General features: G+C 51.0%; 14 protein-coding genes. 7 read left to right on the top strand and 7 right to left on the bottom strand.

Going from position 1 to position 17,209, the window contains the following annotated elements; translation table 11 throughout:
* Positions 1–94: 94 nt before the first annotated feature.
* A complete protein-coding gene (locus GWC94_RS01560; protein ID WP_161833243.1) occupies positions 95–1,213 on the bottom strand; it encodes an acyltransferase family protein in 1,119 nt (372 codons plus the stop codon).
* 146 nt (positions 1,214–1,359) lie between these two features.
* Here GWC94_RS01560 and GWC94_RS01555 point away from each other — a divergent pair, with 146 nt between their 5' ends.
* From GWC94_RS01555 to GWC94_RS01545, 3 genes are all read left to right on the top strand, one after another.
* Positions 1,360–2,358: an alpha/beta hydrolase gene (locus tag GWC94_RS01555; protein WP_161833242.1), complete on the top strand. Its 999-nt coding sequence runs from the start codon at positions 1,360–1,362 to the stop codon at positions 2,356–2,358.
* Between the two features lie 113 nt (positions 2,359–2,471).
* The gene (locus GWC94_RS01550) at positions 2,472–3,521 is read left to right on the top strand and encodes a 3-oxoacyl-ACP synthase III family protein (protein ID WP_202628598.1); all 1,050 of its coding nucleotides are present in this window, start codon (positions 2,472–2,474) and stop codon (positions 3,519–3,521) included.
* 93 nt (positions 3,522–3,614) lie between these two features.
* Entirely contained in the window at positions 3,615–4,517 is a 903-nt protein-coding gene (locus GWC94_RS01545) for a diacylglycerol/lipid kinase family protein (RefSeq protein ID WP_161833241.1), read from the top strand.
* A 31-nt stretch (positions 4,518–4,548) separates the two neighbouring features.
* Here the strand turns inward: GWC94_RS01545 and GWC94_RS01540 are convergent, their stop codons facing one another.
* From GWC94_RS01540 to GWC94_RS01530, 3 genes are all read right to left on the bottom strand, one after another.
* Complete coding sequence (locus GWC94_RS01540) at positions 4,549–6,312, bottom strand: cellulase family glycosylhydrolase (protein ID WP_161833240.1); 1,764 nt, start codon at positions 6,310–6,312, stop codon at positions 4,549–4,551.
* Between the two features lie 18 nt (positions 6,313–6,330).
* Complete coding sequence (locus GWC94_RS01535; RefSeq protein ID WP_161833239.1) at positions 6,331–8,559, bottom strand: patatin-like phospholipase family protein; 2,229 nt, start codon at positions 8,557–8,559, stop codon at positions 6,331–6,333.
* 166 nt (positions 8,560–8,725) lie between these two features.
* Positions 8,726–9,790 (bottom strand): COX15/CtaA family protein, encoded by a 1,065-nt coding sequence (locus GWC94_RS01530; RefSeq protein ID WP_161833238.1) that lies wholly within the window; start codon positions 9,788–9,790, stop codon positions 8,726–8,728.
* Positions 9,791–9,875: 85 nt separating this feature from the next.
* On the opposite strand from GWC94_RS01530, the gene GWC94_RS01525 reads away from it, so the two are divergent.
* On the top strand, positions 9,876–10,514 hold the full coding sequence (locus GWC94_RS01525) for a ribonuclease HII (protein ID WP_317163409.1): 639 nt from the start codon (positions 9,876–9,878) through the stop codon (positions 10,512–10,514).
* A gap of 144 nt (positions 10,515–10,658) precedes the next feature.
* Here GWC94_RS01525 and GWC94_RS01520 read toward each other — a convergent pair whose 3' ends face one another.
* Positions 10,659–11,273: an L-threonylcarbamoyladenylate synthase gene (locus GWC94_RS01520; RefSeq protein WP_161833236.1), complete on the bottom strand. Its 615-nt coding sequence runs from the start codon at positions 11,271–11,273 to the stop codon at positions 10,659–10,661.
* A gap of 151 nt (positions 11,274–11,424) precedes the next feature.
* On the opposite strand from GWC94_RS01520, the gene GWC94_RS01515 reads away from it, so the two are divergent.
* Together GWC94_RS01515 and GWC94_RS01510 are read left to right on the top strand one after the other, a co-directional pair.
* Complete coding sequence (locus GWC94_RS01515; protein ID WP_161833235.1) at positions 11,425–12,309, top strand: cupin-like domain-containing protein; 885 nt, start codon at positions 11,425–11,427, stop codon at positions 12,307–12,309.
* 247 nt (positions 12,310–12,556) lie between these two features.
* Complete coding sequence (locus tag GWC94_RS01510) at positions 12,557–13,210, top strand: response regulator transcription factor (RefSeq protein WP_161833234.1); 654 nt, start codon at positions 12,557–12,559, stop codon at positions 13,208–13,210.
* A gap of 68 nt (positions 13,211–13,278) precedes the next feature.
* Here the strand turns inward: GWC94_RS01510 and GWC94_RS01505 are convergent, their stop codons facing one another.
* Together GWC94_RS01505 and GWC94_RS01500 are read right to left on the bottom strand one after the other, a co-directional pair.
* A complete protein-coding gene (locus tag GWC94_RS01505) occupies positions 13,279–14,316 on the bottom strand; it encodes a 2-oxoacid:ferredoxin oxidoreductase subunit beta (protein ID WP_161833233.1) in 1,038 nt (345 codons plus the stop codon).
* A 99-nt stretch (positions 14,317–14,415) separates the two neighbouring features.
* Positions 14,416–14,763 carry a carboxymuconolactone decarboxylase family protein gene (locus tag GWC94_RS01500; protein WP_161833232.1) on the bottom strand — a complete coding sequence of 116 codons (348 nt, stop codon included), beginning with the start codon at positions 14,761–14,763 and terminating at the stop codon, positions 14,416–14,418.
* Positions 14,764–14,981: 218 nt separating this feature from the next.
* Between GWC94_RS01500 and GWC94_RS01495 the strand changes: the two genes are divergently transcribed.
* Positions 14,982–17,132 (top strand): S9 family peptidase, encoded by a 2,151-nt coding sequence (locus GWC94_RS01495; protein ID WP_161833231.1) that lies wholly within the window; start codon positions 14,982–14,984, stop codon positions 17,130–17,132.
* Positions 17,133–17,209 lie beyond the last annotated feature (77 nt).

Here is a 17,209-nt window from a genome sequence, read left to right as displayed (position 1 = left end):
CAGATGTGAGTGGGTCTGAATATCGTGAGTTATTTGAGTTGTTGGGTGTGAATGGGTCGGGTTTTTAATTTTTACTTTTAAATTAACCCTGCTGCTATACCCGTACGTACCACTTCCTGCTGTTCATCCAATAGCCCACGCACCAGCAGAGCAGCATGTAGCAGACCGAGAACAGCAGGGAGCCCCAGTAAAACCCGGCGAAGCTGAACACATGCTGGTAGATCCAGTGATAGAGACTGGTATCGCCAACGCGGAAAGTATACATAAGCGTTACCAGCAACTCTGACAGCAGGTAAATAAACAGGGGATTTTTTCCGAACACCTCAAAAAAAGGCGTCCAGCTTCGCTGTTTGCGGATATCGATGATATACATGACCAGGGCCAGCAGCAGGCAGTCAAGTGCCACGGTATGCAGGACAAAAGAGCTGGTCCAGAGTTTCTTGTTGATGGGAAACACAAAATTCCAGAAATAAGCCAGCACCAGCAATACAAAACCTGCCAACGCCAGTACGGAGATGGTTTCGTACTGTTTCCCTTTTTGCTGGATAAAACGGCCTGCCACATACCCGCCTATTACATTCACCGCGGCAGGAATGGTGCTGAGCAATCCTTCGGGATCAAAGGCCACACCCTCTCCGTGGTACAGGTGCGCATCGCCCATCAGCCACAGGTCCAGGCTGAGACCGGCATTACCGGGAAGGCTGAAAGGATCCGCCGCATCGCCGAACACAACACAAAGCACCCAGTAAAGCAACAACAGCGCGATACCGATGATCACCATCAGTTTCTCCTTCAGGAAATACAGCATCAGCGAGGCCAGGCAATAACACAATGCAATACGCTGTAATACCCCGAATATCCTTGTATGACTTACCGGTGACAGCGCCCATTGTCCGTTGTCATTTGCCACAAACGGGAACCAGTACATGAGGTACCCAAGCAGGAAAATGATCAGTGTGCGTTTGGTTATTTTTCCCAGCACAAACCCCGTTCCCCGGTTCTCCCATTTCTGCATCGTAAAACTCATGGCATTGCCCACCGCGAACAAAAAAGAGGGGAATACCAGGTCGGTGGGTGTAAACCCATGCCATTTTGCATGCAGTAAGGGAGAAAATGTATGGAGATGGTCGCCGGGCGTGTTGACAATGATCATCAGGCAGATCGTCATTCCCCGGAATACATCTAGGGCGGGAAACCGTTGGGTATTTGTCATGGCAGCAGGAAGTTGGCATTCCAATATACTCTTTATTTTCCGCAAGACATATGATTCAGCCATGCAGCCATTTACCCGGCAACAATTTGATCCATCATTATGCCCATTCAAAAAAACTCAGTTACATTTATTCAAAGCTTATCACCATGCGTTTCCTGAAAAAACTGTTTTTTGTGATCGCGGTATTAGCCATCATCTATATACTTGGCCCGCGCCCCTCGCAACCGATCTATCACCGCGAGCTTCCGGCCGTACCCACCACACCCGCCGCACTCGAAGCCTATGTTGCGCAGCAGGAATCGCAGCACAGGATCAAACCCAATAACGAAGCCAGGATCATATGGGCCAATGATTCGCTGAAACAGAAAACGGAATATGCCATCGTATACCTGCATGGATTCAGCGCTTCGCAGGAAGAAGGCAATCCTGTTCACAGGGATATCGCCAGAAAATTCGGCTGTAATCTTTACCTCGCAAGACTGTCGCAGCATGGCATCGACACCGCGGATGCGCTGATCAATATGACGGCCGACAATCTCTGGGAGTCTGCCAAACAGGCCTATGCCATCGCCAGGCAGCTGGGCAATAAAGTGATCATCATGGGCACTTCTACCGGCGGCACACTGGCACTGCAGCTGGCCGCTGCCTATCCCGAAATTGCGGGGCTGGTCATGTATTCCCCCAATATTGCGATCAACGACCCCAATGCCTGGATACTGAACAATCACTGGGGGCTGCAGATAGCAAGAATGGTGAAACGTTCCAGGTTCAATACCGCAAAAACGAACACACCCGACTACAAGCAATACTGGAACTACCAGTACAGGCTGGAAGCCGCTGCACAGCTGGAAGAATTGCTGGAGACGGCGATGACCCCCGAAACATTCGGCCTGGTAAAACAGCCGGCACTGGTGCTTTGTTACTATAAAGACGAACAGCACCAGGACCCTGTTGTAAAAGTTTCGGCCATGAAGACAATGATGCCGCAGTTAGGCACACCCGCCGCCCAGAAACGGATCGTTGACATGCCCACCGTGGGCGAGCATGTAATGGCCTCGCCTATCCAGTCGAAAGACGTGGCGGCCGTGGAAGCGCAGACCGCGGCCTTTCTTACCGGCGTGATGCATCTCACCGAAAAGCCCTGAAGAGATGATTTTTTACTTGCCGAAAACAAACCCTGCCACATACGATACAGCAAGGTTATGGCCGGCACAGGTAGTATAAACTTTTATACCTTCGCCCCGAACAACTGATTGCCATGGTTCGCAGCAGAATTGCCGGCATCGGCAAATACATACCCCCGCATACGGTAACCAACCATGACCTGATACAATACATGGATACCAGTGATGAATGGATACAGGAACGCACAGGTATCAGGGAAAGACATTATGCCCACCGCACCGAAGAAACCACCACTACCATGTCCGTGGAAGCCGCAAGGATAGCGATGGAACGGGCCGGCACCAGGGCACAGGATATCGATTTTATTGTGTTCGCCACCTTATCGCCGGATTATTATTTTCCCGGGTGCGGTGTACTGCTGCAGCGCGCTATGCAGATGAAGGAGATCGGCGCACTCGATATCCGCAACCAGTGCAGCGGTTTTCTGTATGCGCTCAGTGTTGCCGACCAGTTCATCAAAACAGGTACGTATAAGAACATACTGGTGGTGGGAAGCGAGAAACATTCCTTCGGACTGGACTTTTCCACGAGGGGCCGCAATATCTCGGTGATCTTTGGCGATGGCGCCGGCGCCGTTGTATTACAGCCCACGGAAGAGCAGGAACAGGGTATATTGAGCACACACCTGCACAGCGACGGGGAATCGGCAGAATTACTGGCCATGTACAATCCCGGCACGCATGCCAACCACTGGGCGGCCAGGAATTATGCAGCCTTCAATGAATCAGAGATAGGCGATATGTTTATGAGCCACGCGATGATCGACAACGCGCAGAATTTTCCCTTTATGGACGGGCAGTCTGTGTTCAAGAAAGCAGTTGTTAAGTTTCCCGAAGTGATCAAGGAAGCATTAAACGCCAACGGGCTTGCACCGGCAGATCTCAAATTACTCATACCTCACCAGGCAAATCTCCGCATCAGCCAGTTTGTGCAACAGAAGCTGCAGTTGCGAGACGACCAGGTTTTTAACAATATTCAACATTACGGTAACACTACGGCTGCATCCGTTCCCATAGCTTTGTGCGAAGCCTGGGAACAGGGCAGGATACAAAAAGGCGACCTGGTATGCCTTGCCGCATTCGGCAGCGGTTTTACCTGGGGCAGCGCATTATTGAAATGGTAGGAGCGGGTGCGCGTGGCAGGCGGCGAGTGGGAAACGATGGTATCCGCTCACGATTTCCCACTTATCACCGGTCTCCCCGATAACCACAACGGGATGCATGAACGAAAAATAGTCTACTTACTCAACCCCATATCCGGCACTTCCAAAAAAGATGGTCTGCGTAAACTGATCGAAAGGGAGACTGCTGCCCAGGAGATTCATTTTGAATTTGTCACCACGAATGCGGCCGGCGATTATGAATTGCTTCGCGACAAGGTCGTCCACGAAAACATCACCGATGTGGTGATGATCGGCGGCGATGGCACCATTAACCAGGTAACCGGTGCACTCTGTCATTTGCCATTGCGGTTTGGCATCATTCCGGTTGGTTCGGGCAACGGGCTGGCACGCGCTGCGGGTATACCCACCAAACCGCAGCAGGCGCTTGCACTGATCTTTGCAGGTAAATCGCAGAAGATAGATGCGTTCCGCGTTAACGGGCATTATTCCTGCATGCTCAGCGGCATCGGCTTCGATGCGCAGGTGGCGCATGATTTTGCCAATAAATCCACGCGGGGACTGGTGATGTACACGCAGCAAAGCATCCTCAATTATTTTAAAGCGCATCCTTACCAGTTCGAGATCGTGCTGGATAATTTTTCTTTTTTTACCGATGCTTTTTTTATCAGCATCGCCAACAGTAACCAGTTTGGCAACAATTTCACAATTGCGCCACAGGCAAGTCTGCAGGACGGGCTGCTTGATATTGTGATCGTGCAAAAAATGAACAAAGCCAAACTGCCTTTTGCCATTTTACAGCAGATGAGAGGAAACAACAGGCTGCAGCAACTGGTTGAAGATATGAGCAGGAAAAACATACTCTATTTCCAGACACCTTCCATTACCATCCGCAACCTGAAACATGCACCGCTGCATATAGACGGAGAACCGCGCGATACGGCAGACGAATTCAGGATAGAGATCGAAAAGGACTGCTTTGATCTGATACAACCCTGATCCGGTGGGGCGTACAGAGGTAACCGGCGTTTCAGTGCATCCGGGTGAAAGTGATGGCTTTCAGGTTACAGCCTCCCGTGTCAAACCGTATCCGCAGCGGATAAGTTCCTTTGGCGAGAAATACCTGCCGGTGGCCGGTCTGCTGCCAGTTCTGAAAACCGCCGGTGGCGGGTACGGCAGTTTCTCCCGCAAGCGCAATCCCTTCTTTCAGCAAAGAAATCCTGCTCCCTTCTTTTTCCGCGGCCACCGAGTATGACAGGGCATAGTTCCCCGCTTCTTTTACCGTTACCGTGTATTGCAGCCATTCGCCTTCTTCCGTGCTGAATACATAATACCCGTTGGCGTCCTTCGCAATATCCACCCCATCGTTGCGGTAGGCACCACCGCGGTTGCCTACCGTATTTACACCGGGTGTGTACTGGTATCTTGCCGTATCTGTATCGTAATAAGCCACGCGCTGGCTGCCCATATCAAAATCCACCGCCCGGATCTCCGATGATCCACTGCCAATCACCAGCTGTCTGAACGGTTTGGTGCCGGTTTTACTTACCTGGCGGAACATGGCATCTACCACATCGGGATGAAAAATATTGTTTTTTATTTTCAGGTTTTCGAGCAGTTGCTGCAATACGCTCCAGGCCGCTGCTTCGGAGGGTTTTTCCTTTGTTTTGCCCGTCATATAATCCACCAGTTGCACGTAACCCTCGGGCTGCCTGATCTCAAGCGGGTTATTCAGTCCCATTTTCTTTTCCTGCCACCAGGCCCAGCCGATATCGTTTCTTTCTGCCAGACCGATTGCCTCGGTAAACCAGGTGTTGGCATTCTCGCCCGATTCTCCCAGCCATAAGGGAATATTGAACTTCTCGCGCAGGTCAAGGAAATGCCGGATAGAACCGGTTGTATTGAAGTTGCCGTATTTGTGAAAACTCATAACGAGGTTATCATCCCATACCGGTGTGATGCCGTTGTAGTTATTCCCGAATCCGTTGCCCTCGATAATGATGATATGATGCTTATCTGCCGTGCGTATGGCAGCCGTGATATCCTTCATCAGTTTCTGCAACGGTATATTGTTCTTTTCGTTCGTGCCCCGAAAATCTTTCGGATCATCAAAACCCCAGTTGGGTTCGTTGAGGATATCATATCCGCCGATCCATTCTTCTTTTGCATAACGCGCTGCCAGTTTTCTCCACAGCTCGATCGTCTTCTGCCGGTTGGCCTCGCTTTCCCACAGCGATGGTTTGGCGGGATCTCGGTCCGAAATAGGCAGATCGTTCCCCTGTCCGCCCGGCGCCGCATGCAAATCCAGTATCAGGTATATTTTATGCTGCCGGCACCATTGCAATAGTTTATCCGTCATCTCAAACCCTTTCTCCAGCCAGGTGTTTTTACCCGCCACCGGTTCCTCATCAACAGGAAGCGTAAAAAGCGCGTAATGCATGGGCAGCCGGATCGAATTGAAACCCCAGGCTGCCATCGAATCAATATCGGCTTTGGTGGTATGATTCAGCAGCCAGGCATCGTAAAACTGTTTTGTTTTTTCTGCTCCCACCAGTTCCCCTATCTTTTCTTTAATAAGGTATTGCCTGCCGATCGCACCCAGGCGGAACATATAACCCTCCTGCAGCATCCATCCGCCCAGACCCATTCCGCGCAGGATGATTTCTTTTCCTTTCCCGTTAACGATCTGCCTGTCTTTTGTTCTGAGAAAGCCCTGTGCATGCAATACGCCCGCATACAGGAACAGTAGGCAGACAAGGCAGTACGCGCTGCGCCGTATAATGGTGGTATACATAGGCAGACCGGTGTTTGTTTATGGATGCTGTAAGATACGCCGCAGTTTTTCAAATTGCTCGGTATTGGCGGCGTTGTCGAGCGAAAGGGCGATATCCCTTTTTTCTGCGGCCGTGAGGTGAAAGCTCAGGCTGGCCGGCTCCCCGCTGCGTACCGGCAGGTATTGGAAGCTGATACGGTAAAAAGCCGGTCCGTATGCCTCAGACATATATTCCAGTTCGTCGTGCTGGTAATAATCCTGCAGTTTGTACCAGTTTTTCTGCAGAATCAGGAAGGGCTTGGTAAGCGTGCTGAGCAGGCTGTTGTTTTCGAAGGGACTGTCCCAGTCGCCCAAACTGCGGTCGCGTATCTGCAGCAACACCACCTTGCTGGTATGCTGCTGCAGCCATTCCTTGAACACGGTGATGAACCGCAGCGAGGCTTCCTGTCCGAAATTATCGCGCAGACCGGCATCCATCACATCGATCACAGGATAGGTGGGCAGCCAGACATTCGGCAATACATAAGGAAAGGTTGCATTCATCCGCAGCGCCGAAAGCAGGTTCAGGCTCATCGGATCCTGTTTCTGGAAAAAGGAATGGAAGTCAACGGCATCCGGATCGAACGGCGTGATATTGCCCGTATCTTTCTGCGGGCGCATCAGGAAACGGACAGGATGTGTGCTGATGATCATCTTACGGCCATCCTGGTTGATCACCGAATTAAACAGCATGGTGGGCAGCAATGCCTGCGCCTCCGGTTCGGTATAGTACCGCAGCGGCCTGGAAAGTGCGCCGTGTGTATTCTCATTCAGTTTCTGTTCAAATGCATAGCCCCGGTCTTTGGCATATTTGTATCCGTTCACTTCGAATTTCTGTACCGGGCCAATGATATCGCGCGTAACAAAAGAAGAGAACAAAGGACTGAGCAGGTCGCGCGAAATATCATCCACATATTGCGGGTCGCGCAGGTTTATGGTAGCGCCCTTCAGTTTGCTGTAATACAATTGCCTGAAATAAGCAGCCCCCAGCATACCGCCCGACGCGCCGTTGATCAGCACGGTACGCTGCATCAGTTCACCATGAAAGATACTGTCGAGCCGCTGCAGGGCGTTCATGGTAAAAGCCGCGCTCCTGGCTCCGCCGCCGCTGGTATTGATGATGAACAGGATGGGTTTTTCAGAGGTCTGTCTTGCCTTCCACCTGTTCAGTACACCCAAATAATGTTGTTTGTCTGCCGCCATGGCGGAATCGCCGGCCAGCCGCCAGATATTATCGCGGTTGTAAACGGGGCGTTCGGTAATATTCAGGTAATTGAGTCCGTATGCTTTGTTACGCGGATCGATCCATTCTTTCTGGTAAAAGAAATTGATGACGAAATAAACGGTTACCAGCACCGGCAGGCTCCAGCTGCCGAGAAACATAACGATGGCGCCCGAAACGGCGATCAGTATCGCAAAAAAAACGGTGATACTTGCTGCGGCAGGTATCTGGAAAAGATTGCTGTCGGAAATATATCCCATCAACACCAGGAAAACAAAGGCCAGCAGGATGGCGATCACGGCGGCAAAATGGTGCCGTTTAAAAACCGAATCCAGAAAACCCTGGGTATAGTGTCGTATATCGCGTGGCTTACGCAGCCTGAACTGCGCGCTGAAAAACCATTCCACGTTCATATCCGCTTTCTGTTTGGGCAACACGGCTTTTGCGATCATTTCATTGTAACGGGTGTTCTCTGTTTTGATCACATTGCCGATGCTCCGGTAAATGGTTCTGTCGGCCCCAAAAAAATAAATAAACGAAATGGCGATCGACAGCATACATCCCATCACGAACCCGCCAGCCAGCAATGCGATCTCCAGGCCATGCAGCAACTGCTGGTGAAGCGTGTAGTCAATCGCTTTGTACAGGTAAAAGAAAAGGAACAGCAATGGCAACACGGCGTTGTTGATGCAATATTTCAGGAATGGCTGCGCCGTGGTGGCCAGGAACAGTACGCTGCGGCCATTCAGTATGAACGTGGTGATGTTCCAGCTCATGATAAAAATACCGATGGAAAATCCCACGATCGAGGTGCTGAGTGCGGTTACTTCCCCAAAATATTCGGGTGCCAGAAACAGGGAGTTGGCGCCAAAAGTGAACATAAAATCACCCGCAACGGTAGAAGCAAGTATGTACCAGAAAAGCAGCAATACCTGGTACCGCCTGAAATGCAGCAAAAACAGCTGCACCGGTAAAGAATGCCAGAAACCTACCAGGTACTTTTTCATATGAACAGCGGATAAACGAAAGTAGGGGGATAATTTGAAAATTAGGTGATTTGAAAATTTGACAATGGGAGAAATGGCTATATGGCTGCATGGTTAAATTGTTGGTTCGACAATGCAACCATGTAGCCATTCAGCAAGTAAACTCCATTTTCAAATTACCTCATTCTCAAATTTTCAAATTCCTCCTTACAATATACAACATCCATACAAGCGACAACAACAACAGCATACCCGCCAGCTGGTGCAGCTGCGCCATCCATTCGAACAGGCCCCATCTTCCGGGAACGATTCCCGTGCTGCTTAACACGGTTACAATGCCCAGCACGGCCTGCAGCAGTACGATGACAACCGGCATCCACCTGGTTTTGCGGAAAAGAGCGGTGCCGGGTTCTTTGTACATCCTGGCAGTCCATAGGGCAATCAACACCAGCAGCAGGTAGGCCAGTCCGCGGTGTATAAAATGGATCAGTCCCTTGTTATCGATAAAATTCAGCAACAGGGGCTGTTCGGCAAACATATTTTCGGGTATCCACCTGCCATTGATGGTAGGCCAGCTTGGCGCCGCTGTTGCGGCTTTGTGACCGGCCATCAGCGCGCCGTACAGCAGTTGCAGCACCAGTGCCGCCAGTATCCAGCCGTTCCATTTGCGCAGCGGGGTGCTGTTAACCGTCTGGGCTTTGTTAACCAGCAGCTGCAGGGCAAACCAAAATGTATAACACAGCAAGCCCAACGCAAAAATAAAATGCAGCGCCAGTCGCGTGGGTTTTACGTATACCGCATCACCGGTTAACCCGCTTGCCACCATGATCCAGCCTACGGCACCCTGTAGGGCGCCCAGCAGGAACAGGATCAGCAGGGGATTGATCATCTCTTTACGGAAATGTTTTTTTACCAGGAACCAGACAAAACCGGCCGCAAACACAACACCGATCAGCCTGGCCCATAAACGGTGAAACCATTCCCAGAAAAAAATGAATTTGAAATCGGAGAGTGTGAAATCGAAATTGAGCAGCTGGTACTGCGGGGTTTGCCGGTACTTGTTGAATTCCAGCATCCACTGCTGTTCGTTCAGGGGTGGCAGCGCACCGGTAACCACGTTCCATTCGGTGATGGAGAGACCGCTGCCGGTAAGACGGGTAATGCCGCCCAGCGCTATCTGTATCACCGTCATTCCAACACCGATCAATAACCAGGCGGCAACAAGCCTGCGGGAACGTTCAGCTGCATACATAAGCAATTTTTTATATCCGGCGCAAAGGTACGCTGCTGTTGATAATGATATTTGGAAACTCTGCCACAATCCTGAATTTTGCGTTGTGCTGAGATCCTACTTACAGACCGAATTGCTGGAGGCCGGCGCTGACGAAGCCGGCAGGGGTTGTTACGCGGGGCCTGTGTTTGCCGCAGCGGTTGCACTGCCGGCAGATTTTTACCATCCCCTGCTCAACGACAGCAAACAGGTGATCGAGGAACACCGCGAAATACTGCGCGAGATCATCGAAGAGTCTGCTATCGCCTGGGCGGTGGCCTGCGTAGACAACGAAGCCATCGACCAGCTTAATATACTGAAAGCCTCTTTCAGGGCCATGCATATCGCCATTGCACAGTTACAGACCAAACCCGGGCTACTGCTGATCGATGGCAACCGGTTTACGCCGTATCCCGGTATCCGCCATCATTGCGTGGTAAAAGGCGATGGCATATATGCCTCTATCGCTGCGGCAAGCATCCTCGCCAAAACCCACCGCGATGCCTATATGCGGCAACTGCATAAGGAGTTCCCTCACTATGGCTGGGAAAGGAACAAAGGCTACGGCACGGCCGAACACCGGCTTGCCATAGAGCAATTCGGTTTATGCAGGTACCACCGCAAAAGTTACCAGATCGACCCCAGGGCGGTTACGTTATTTGATGGCATTCCGGATAGTGAGGATGTGGAGGAAGAGGGGGGATAGTTGGGATGGCTGCATGGTTACATTGTTACATTGTTAAATGGTTGAAGTCGCGCCAGCACATCTGGTGTGATCCGCGCACCCAAAGCCATTTAACCATTTAACAATGTAACCATTCAACAATTTAGCCATCACCTACCTAACCACCTACCCTCCGCTCTCCCATTCTCCCGCGCCTTCCCTGAGTACTTCGTATTCCTCCTGTGTGCAGTCGATCACGGTGGAGGGGATCATACCGCCGGGGCCACCGTCGATAACAATGTCCACGAGCTTGTGGAAATTTTCGTACATGAGTTCAGGGTCGGTATATTCCTCCACCATATCGCCCGGCAGCGAAGCAGAGAGAAGCGGGTGCGCAAGTTCTTTTACGATCGTTCTGGCAATATTGTTATCCGGCACACGCAAACCGATCGTGCTTTTTTTGCTGTGGAGTATTTTGGGTACCTCCTTGCTGGCAGGCAGGATAAAGGTATACGGACCCGGCAGGTGGTTCTTCAGTGTGCGGTACAGCGGGGTGGAAATGCTTTTGGTGTATTTGCTGAGATCGCTAAGGTCGTAACACACAAAACTCAGCTGTGCTTTGGACGGATCGATGTGTTTGATACGGGCAATGCGCTCGATTGCCTTAGGCTGAAAGATATCGCAACCCAGTCCGTAGATCGTATCTGTGGGATAGATAATAACGCCACCGTCGGCCAGACATTCCGTAACGGTTTTGATATGGCGCGGATTGGGATTATCGGGATGAATATGCAATAACATGACAGAAAGGTAAGTTTTTGCGCGCAGGTGGGTTACAACAGGCAAAAAGTATACAAAACATGCCGCTGTATATGTTAAAATCCGTTTCCCGGAAACCAAACCCATTCACCAAAAGCCGGGGTTTGTTTACATTTGCGAAAACCTTCTGCCTATGCAATTAAGACCCGTAGACACCGTGGATTCGATCAGTGCCGAAGATTTCAGGAACAACTACTACGACCTCAAAAAACCGCTGGTGATCCGCGATCTTGCCAAAAACTGGCCTGCTTATACAAAATGGAACTGGGATTATTTCAAACAGCTGGTGGGTAACCAGCAGGTGGCCTTATACAACAACACCAAGAGCGACGCCTATACCCCCATCAATACAGCCGACGATTACAAAACCTTTGGCGAATACATCGATATGATCAGCCAGGGACCGGCGGGATGGCGTATTTTCCTGTTCAATATTTTTGACCACACACCCGAGCTGATCAACGACTTTACCTGGCCCGAGCACCTGATGAAAGGGTTTGTCAAAAAATACCCGATGCTGTTTACCGGCGGACAGACCTCCATCACCCATATGCATTTTGACATCGACGTAAGCCATATCCTGCATACGCAATTCGTGGGCAGGAAAAGGATTTTGCTGTTCCCGCTCGAAGAACAGGCAAAACTGTACCGCAAACCTTTTGAAGTGCTGAGTCTTGCGGATTTCAGCAACTATTACGACCCCACCAGAAGCAAGGTGGATTACCGCCAGTTTCCCGCGCTGGAAAGGGCCACCGGTTACGACCTCACCCTGCACCATGGCGACACCCTGTTTATGCCCGCGGGTTACTGGCATCATATGGAATACCTCGACAGCGGTTTTGCCATGAGTCTGCGCGCCATGCAATCTACCATCGGCGGTAAGCTCAACGGTGTATGGAACCTGTTCGGTATGCGCAGTATCGATACCGTAATGAAGAAAACCCTGCCGCATCCCTGGTATGACTGGAAGAAAAAGAAAATCTTTGAACGGGCAGAGAGGGAATTACAAAAAGCATAGAACGGATTTCTCAGATCATAACAAAGGCGGCTGGATAGCCGCCTTCCTTTGTTTGCAACCCCTTGTGAAACTGAATCAGGAAGGCTTTACCTTAACCTTCCGGCCCTAAAACTACTCTTTCGCCCATCCCGGCAAATGCGGCAACTACGCAGTTTTCAGGGTTTTTAAACGGTATTCATTTCGGTTAAAAACACGCTATTTGGGTATCGGTAAAATTTGAATTTTCGCATTCACACAAACCTGCCACATGATAAACGTTGCATTGGTGGATGACCACAAGCTGTTGCGCAACGGACTCGCCTCCGTTATCAATTCATTTGCAGAATACCAGGTATTGTTCGAAGCAGACAATGGCCGGCAATTTACCGAAGTGCTGAACCCCGCATCGCTTCCCGATATCGTTCTGCTCGATATTACCATGCCCGAAATGAATGGCTATGATACGGCTGCCTGGCTGAAAGACAACTACCCGCAGATAAAAGTGCTGGCGCTTACCATGCTCAACGACGAGCGGTCCATTATCAAGATGCTGCGCAACGGCGCAAAAGGCTACCTGCTGAAGGATACCGAACTGCTGGAACTCAAAATGGCACTGGATTCAGTGATCAGCAAAGGCATTTACATCAACGAACTGCTTTACCAGAACATTGTTCAGTCTATGAGCCAGCCGCAGATGGACGAGGACACCGAGCGCAGGAAAGCGCACGATCTTACCGACAGGGAGAAAGAATTCCTGCAATGGCTGTGTTCCGACAAATCCTATAAAGAGATCGCCACCGTTATGAACCTGAGCCCGCGCACCGTGGATGGCTACCGCGATATCCTGTTCGAAAAACTGAAAGTCGCTTCCCGCGTGGGACTGGTGATCTTTGCGATCCGCAATGGCGTGGTGAGGGTATAAAAAACTCCCCAGAACTTGTTACCGCCGCATCTTTGCGGAAAAAATGCATTGACGCAGGGGAGAAACCCTTAAATGATTTCCCAGACTTCTCTACCGCGCAGTAATTTATCCAGGTCGCCCTTGCCTTTTGTGGCAATGGTTTCCTGTATCTGCATAGACATCACATCTTCATAACAGGGACGGTCCGTTTCATAGAAAACACCAAACGGGCGGGGAAAATGTCCTCCGTCTTTGTTGGGGTTATCGAACATGCGCACCAGCATCTGTGCCTTGTAATAATCGCGTTCATCGTGTACCCAGAGATCGTCTGCGCCTGCATTCTGTCCCAGCTCCACGATCACAGGTTTGAATCCGTCCAGTTTGATGCCTTTGTTCTGCGTGGCGCCAAAGACCAGGGGTTTGCCCTGCTCCAGGAACAGGGTCTCTTCAGCCTTGGTGCCTTTTTCGGTAAATATCTCGAAAGCGCCATCGTTAAAGATGTTACAGTTCTGGTATATCTCCAGGAAAGAAGCGCCTTTATGCGCATGTGCCCTTGTCAGCAATGCCTGCAGGTGTTTGGGATCGCGGTCCATACTGCGCGCCACAAAAGTTGCATCCGCACCCATCGCCAAGGCCAGTGGATTGAAGGGGTGATCGATACTGCCGAACGGCGTGCTCTTGGTAACCTTGTTTTCTTCCGAAGTGGGCGAATACTGTCCCTTGGTCAGACCATAGATCTGGTTGTTGAACAGGAGTACGTTCACATCAAAATTCCTGCGCAGCAGGTGCATGGTATGGTTACCGCCGATGCTGAGACCGTCCCCGTCGCCGGTTACGATCCAGACACTGAGTTCGGGCCTGGCCGCTTTCAGTCCGCTGGCTATGGCGGTGGCCCTGCCATGGATGCTGTGCATGCCATAGGTATTCATATAATAGGGGAAACGGCTGCTGCAGCCGATACCGCTGATGATCACAATATTCTCTTTGGGCACACCAATGGTGGGCATCACTTTCTGCACCTGCGCAAGGATCGAATAATCGCCACAGCCCGGGCACCAGCGCACTTCCTGGTCGGTTGAAAAATCTTTGGCTGTAAGAACGGGTGTGGCAGTTGCGGTTTCTGACATGGTAATCTGGAATTGACGGTCAAATAATCGGTCGTAGGTAAAATCAACACTAAAATAACGCATAATCAGGCAATGAAAGCCTAATTCTTTGGGTGGCTCTTACCCTTTCGCAGTCAATTCCTCCCAGTATTCCGCCGCCCTGCGGGTATGGGGTATTACGATCGTGCCGCCAACAATATTGGCCACCGCAAAAATTTCGTACACCTGTTCCGTGGTCACACCCTCTTCGTGGCTTTTGCCGAGATGGTATTTGATGCAGTCATCGCAGCGGAGCACCATACTCGCCACCAGCCCCAGCATTTCCTTTATCTTCCTGTCGAGCGCCCCGTCCTCATAGGTATTGGTATCGAGGTTCCATAAACGCTTCATCACCAGGTTGTCTTTGCTGAGGATGACTTTGTTCATTTTCTCGCGGTAATCGTTGAACTCCTGTACTGACTGGCTCATACAAATCGGTTTTTTGGCAAAAATACAACGGCGGGGGATGAATTGGGGGGCGTAGACTTTTTTACTACGAATAGGCGTCAAACCTGAGTGATCGTGAGTTGACGACTCACGACATACAGCCATCCAGCTCTATCAACCCACCCCCGCCAGCCCCACCACCCAACTCTCTCTTTGAATTCTCCCGTTTGCGGTCTATTTTCCCGGTTGAAACCAACCGTATGAAAAAAATTCTCTTTCTTCTTTTCCTGGGAACGGCCCTGTTTACGCAGGCTCAGAACAGCGGGCAGCTGGTTAAAGTGACCGATATGCTCAGGATCAGGCAGCTGAACAGCGTAACCATCAGTCCCGACGGCAGTAAAGCCGTATTTGTGGTCAACAGTATCGAACCCGAGGCAGATAGCAGGTGGGAATACAAATATGTGAACCAGTTGTATATCGTACCCACCGACGGCTCTTCCGCGCCAAGACAGCTCACACGCGAGCCGGCCTCACAGCCCGCCTGGAGCCCCGACGGCAGACAGCTTGCTTTTGCAAGACCGGTAGACGGCAAGTCCCAGCTATTCTTACTGTCCTTCGATGGCGGCGAACCCGTACAGCTCACCAAATTCAGGTACGGCGCAGCCAGCCCGAAATGGAGTCCCGATGGCCGGCAGATCCTGTTTTCGGCAAGTATATCGCTGAAAGAACTGCTGAAAGATTCGGTACTCAACCCCGGGAAAGAGATTCCCAAATGGCCTTTTGAAAAGCCCGGTTTTGCAGACAACAGCCAGCTCAGCAGCAGCAGCGCCAAACCCAATCCCGACGGCAATACGGAGGAGATCAGGGCCTACCTCGACAACAACGTTACCGACCGCAAAGCGAAAGTGTTCAATAAACTCAATTTCCAGGAAGAAGCCACCACTTCGGCCGAGCTCTCTTTCACCCATTTTTTTGTGGTGGATGTACAGCCAGGTGCGCAGCCAAAAGAACTGACCCATGGCTTTTACCGTTTTACGGGTGTTGAATTTACGCCCGATGGAAAACAGCTGCTTGTCAGCGGCGATATGGACCCCGGCCAGCATCCCGACCGCTCACTCGAGAGTGAGCTGTTTGTGGCAGATGCCAATGGCGGCAACCTCAGAAAAATACTGGGCGAGGAAGGCAAAACCTATAACAGCGCCAGGCTATCACCTTCGGGCAAATGGATCGCGTTCCAGTACGGATCAACCGGTTTTGTGGATGTGCCCACGCTTGCCATCATGCCTTTCAATGGGTCTGCCAAAGACATTATTTCCATACCCTTCGATCGCAGCAAAAGCGGTTTTACCTGGAGCGAGGATGAGCAATACCTGTATTTCTCGTCGCAAAGCAATGGCGGCGTGCCGGTTAACCGGCTGAATATGGCCACCAAAAAAGTGGAAACGCTTACCGATAATAATTCGGGCATCAGCAGTTTTGACCTGCGCGGCAACCGCCTCGTATTCGTAAAAACAGAAGTGGCCAATCCTTTCGAACTGTATGCATCGGATGCCGAGGGCAAAAACGCAAAACGCATCAGCAGTTTCAACTACGACTGGGTAAAGAACAAGACGCTGAGTATGCCCGAGAAAAAAACATTCGTGAACGAAAAAGGACTTACGATTGAGTACTGGGTGATGAAACCCGCCAATTACCAACCCGGAAAAAAGTACCCGGCCATCCTCAATATCCACGGAGGGCCTACGGCTATGTGGGGACCGGGCGAAACCTCTATGTGGCATGAGTTTCAGTATTACTGCGCCCAGGGATATACGATCGTGTACAGCAATCCCCGCGGCTCGGGCGGATACGGCGCTGAATTTCTCCGGGCCAATGTGAACGACTGGGGCGCGGGACCAACATCCGATGTGCTTACCGCACTCGATAAAGCCGTGTCGGAAGGATTTATCGATACTTCGCGCCTGGCTGTTACCGGCGGTTCATATGCCGGCTATCTTGTTGCCTGGATCATCAGCCACGACCAGCGTTTCAAAGCCGCCTGTTCACAGCGCGGTGTGTACGATCTCGGCACTTTTTTTGGCGAAGGAAATGCCTGGCGGCTGGTTCCGAATTATTTTGGCGGGTACCCATGGGAAACGGCAACAAGGGCCAATATCCTTCGTGAATCACCGATCAATTATGTACAGCATATCCATACCCCCTACCTTATTTTTCATGGCGAGAACGATCTGCGCACGGGCGTGATCCAAAGTGAAATGCTGTATCGCAGTTTAAAGGTATTGGGCAGAACGGTTGAATATGTACGCCACCCCGGCGGCACGCACGAACTCACCCGCAGCGGTAACAACCGCCAGCGGATAGACCAGATGCTGCGAACGGTGGAGTTCTTCGACAGGTTTATCAAACACTGACACCAACTAATCTGGAGGCTGACATTGATCGCTGCATTGGCAACGATCAATGTCAGTTTTTTTGATCCCTTACTACG

Source organism: Sediminibacterium soli (assembly GCF_009939225.1).
Lineage (GTDB): Bacteria > Bacteroidota > Bacteroidia > Chitinophagales > Chitinophagaceae > Sediminibacterium > Sediminibacterium soli.
Note: the sequence above shows the minus strand (reverse complement) of the source record. Positions and strands in the feature narration are given on the sequence as shown.